Raw genomic sequence first — 2,755 nt, 5'->3', positions numbered from 1 at the left:
GCCACCCGGCAATCACCGCTGCCCACACCCCGAAGAAACACCCGGAACCCGCCCGACACCCATGATCAGCATTCACGCGGTGGATCGAGGCTGAGGAGTAGCCAGCACCATGCCGCTTGGCCCGGACACGCCTCTCGCCAGCAAGCTCGCCGTGCTGCTCAAGAGGAAGCGTGGAGCAGACGGGAAGACGCCGAGTACGCGCGTCATCGCCGCCGCTACCGCCCAGACGCCTGGCGGCAAGCCGGCGATGACTCATCAGGTCGTCAACGACCTCCTGAACGGGGACAAGTCGAACCCGACGATCTCGCAACTTGCCGGTCTCGCACGGGCGTTGAACTCTCCGGTAGCTTACCTACTCCCCGGCTACAACGGCCTGACCTCCCTAGCGGTCTACGAGAAGCACCAAGACGCCCGCGAGGCACTTCGACTTGTCCATGACCTGGGCGAGGCCGGAGCTGCCGATCTTCTGGAGGCTGCACGTGAGATCCGTCTGCGCCACGGACACAGCGATCTCACCGTCCCAGAAGTACCCGAGCCCCTTCACCCTGCTGCCGAACCACCGAGGCCAGGCCGGCGGAGGCGACTCAGCTTCACCGAAGCAGCTGAGCGGGCCGTCTCTGATCTGGAAGGAACCTGAAGCAAATGGACGGCGTCGTCTTCGGCTTATGTGCTCTGTTCGGCGTAGCGGGCACCGCACTCTCCGCCCGCGAGGCCTGGCGCCAGCGCGCCCGAAACGAATATCGAATAGCCCGCTTCACCCGGGCCGTAGCGTTCGGCGTCTGCACCGTGGGCGTCATCCTCGCTGTGCCGCCGATTGAGGACTTCATCGAGTCCGCGACCGGCATGAACAACGCGGCCAAGCTCGGGGCCCACTTCTGCGCCATCCTGTGGTGCGGCAGTCTTCAGCTCATGCTCGTGGACTGGTCCTACAACCAGGACGTATTGAAGGCCAGCCTGTACGCTCGTGTCGCCTTCGCAGTGTGCGTCCTCGCGACGATGCTGCCGCTGTTCGTCAAGACCACCGCCGAGAGCGTGGAGTTCACGACCGAATACGCCACGGTGCCAGGCGTCACCGTCTACCTCATGGTCTACCTGGCCTATGTGGCCATCACCTGCGGTGAGATCGCGTTCCTGTGCTCCGGGATGGCTCTCGTTGCCCGGCGGAGCGGACACGCCTGGTCGGCTCGCGGCCTCGGCATGTCAGCGACGGCCGCCCTTCTCGGCGTGGCCTACTCCGCCAGCAAGGGGTCATACCTGGTGACCCACTACCTGGGCCACCCGTGGCCGCTGCGGCAGGAGGAGGTCGTCTCACCGCTCCTGGCCGGACTCGCCGTGATCTCACTGATCACCGGACTGACCATGGCCATGGTCGGCAAGCGGCTCGCCTCACGCAAGGCAGCTCTCTCAACCACCTGACAGGGTAGACAGCTTGCGCCAGTGGAGGACGACGCGTCCCGGCTCGACGGTCCGGACACCGCGGGCGCTCGCGGGAAACACCTCGACGCGTTCCAAGAGCAACATGGCGATGGCCTTCTTCGATGCGGTCGGTGCGGTGTTCCACCACCTCACCAGATCTTTCGCGTTGCCCAGCGAGAAGTTGGCCATCTGCTCCGCGTAACGGAGCCGCGAACGCGCCGACTTCAGAGTCGTCGTGATCTCACGATCGGCGGCCACGAACGAGTCGCTGCTGATCTGCCGCTGGCCGTAGAGCGCACCGGCTTCGGTCCGCCGCGCCACCAGGTCCTCGACCTCCCGGTTGAGGTGATTAACCTGCTCGCGCACGGCAGCCCGGGCCTCGAGGATCTGATCCCGGATGCCGGGCTTGAGGAGTTCCGCCACGACATACTCGCCGACGTGGTTCTCCAGCAGCTCGGCGTCGATCCGGACTTCGCCGCAGCCACCACGCCCCTGCTTGTCCTTGGGACGACACCGATAACCAGGGGTGCCTGCGTTAGAGCGAGCACCCTGTAGCCATTTGGTGCACTTGCCGCAGGTGCAGGCCCCGTCAGTCAGCAGGTAGTCGTACGGCGGATCCGCATCGGCCGTCTTGCGGCTCTGCTCGCGCGCCTGAAGGGCCTCGAACTCCTCGCGGGTGATGATGCCCGGGTGGCCGGCGTCGACGAGTTCCCCGTCCTCGTAGCGCAGCCCCGCGATCGCCGGGTTGCGGAAGAGCCGTCCGATCGACGCGTCCTTCCACTCCCCGCCGAGCGTGCCCCGGTAGCCCGCACCATTCGCCCAGACAGCGATCCCCTGGTTGGACATGGAGGCGTCAACCAGCGCGCGACTCACCATCTGGCGCAGCGGGTCCACTTCGTCATCACGCAGCCGCTGACGCGACTGATCGTCGAAACCGTAGAGCCGTGGCATGCGGTGGTCCGTTCTTGTCTCATGCGCCCTGTGACCGGCCCCTGGACCACAGCACTGTGACCTAGTGCCGCATCAGGCAACGTTCGCCCTGTCGACGACGGTGCGTAGGCGCTTGCCGTCGGCATGGTGGTTTCGCCAGATGATGTAGCGGCGAATCATGCTGCCCTGTTGCTTGTGGTCGGCGTGGTCGGTGCCGTCGAGGGCGAAGTAGCGCAGGGCGGTGAACTGGGCCTCGATGCGGTTGAGCCAGGAGCTGTTGGTGGGGGTGTAGGCGATTTCGACGTTGTTCGCCATCGCCCAGGTGCCGACCCGCTGGCATTTCTTGGTGGTCAGGTGCGGGGAGAAGTTGTCGCAGACGATCGCGATGCGGACTTCGGGCGGGTAGAGG

Annotated in this window: 4 protein-coding genes; 2 read left to right on the top strand and 2 right to left on the bottom strand. The window is 65.7% G+C overall.

Annotated elements, in window-relative coordinates; all coding sequences use genetic code 11:
- Window positions 1–109: 109 nt before the first annotated feature.
- On the top strand, window positions 110–637 hold the full coding sequence (locus M2271_RS42335) for a hypothetical protein (protein WP_280892802.1): 528 nt from the start codon (window positions 110–112) through the stop codon (window positions 635–637).
- A 5-nt stretch (window positions 638–642) separates the two neighbouring features.
- Window positions 643–1,416, top strand: coding sequence for a hypothetical protein (locus M2271_RS42330; protein ID WP_280892801.1), 774 nt, complete (start codon window positions 643–645; stop codon window positions 1,414–1,416).
- Here M2271_RS42330 and M2271_RS42325 read toward each other — a convergent pair.
- Window positions 1,405–2,367 carry a recombinase family protein gene (locus M2271_RS42325; protein ID WP_280892800.1) on the bottom strand — a complete coding sequence of 321 codons (963 nt, stop codon included), beginning with the start codon at window positions 2,365–2,367 and terminating at the stop codon, window positions 1,405–1,407. The genes M2271_RS42330 and M2271_RS42325 overlap by 12 nt on opposite strands.
- Before the next feature lie 72 nt (window positions 2,368–2,439).
- Window positions 2,440–2,755, bottom strand: a 316-nt coding sequence (locus M2271_RS42320; RefSeq protein WP_280892799.1) for a transposase, incomplete at its 5' end; no start/stop codon positions are given.

It is taken from the genome of Streptomyces sp. LBL (assembly GCF_029893585.1).
Lineage (GTDB): Bacteria > Actinomycetota > Actinomycetes > Streptomycetales > Streptomycetaceae > Streptomyces.
The sequence above is the reverse complement of the archived record's forward strand: the minus strand, read 5'-3'. Positions and strand labels throughout refer to the sequence as shown.

Excerpts from the sequence above, each read along its gene's own strand:
- M2271_RS42335 (WP_280892802.1), top strand. The coding sequence starts at position 110 with ATGCCGCTTGGCCCGGACACGCCTCTCGCCAGCAAGCTCGCCGTGCTG.
- M2271_RS42330 (WP_280892801.1), top strand. The coding sequence starts at position 643 with ATGGACGGCGTCGTCTTCGGCTTATGTGCTCTGTTCGGCGTAGCGGGC.
- M2271_RS42325 (WP_280892800.1), bottom strand. The coding sequence starts at position 2,367 with ATGCCACGGCTCTACGGTTTCGACGATCAGTCGCGTCAGCGGCTGCGT.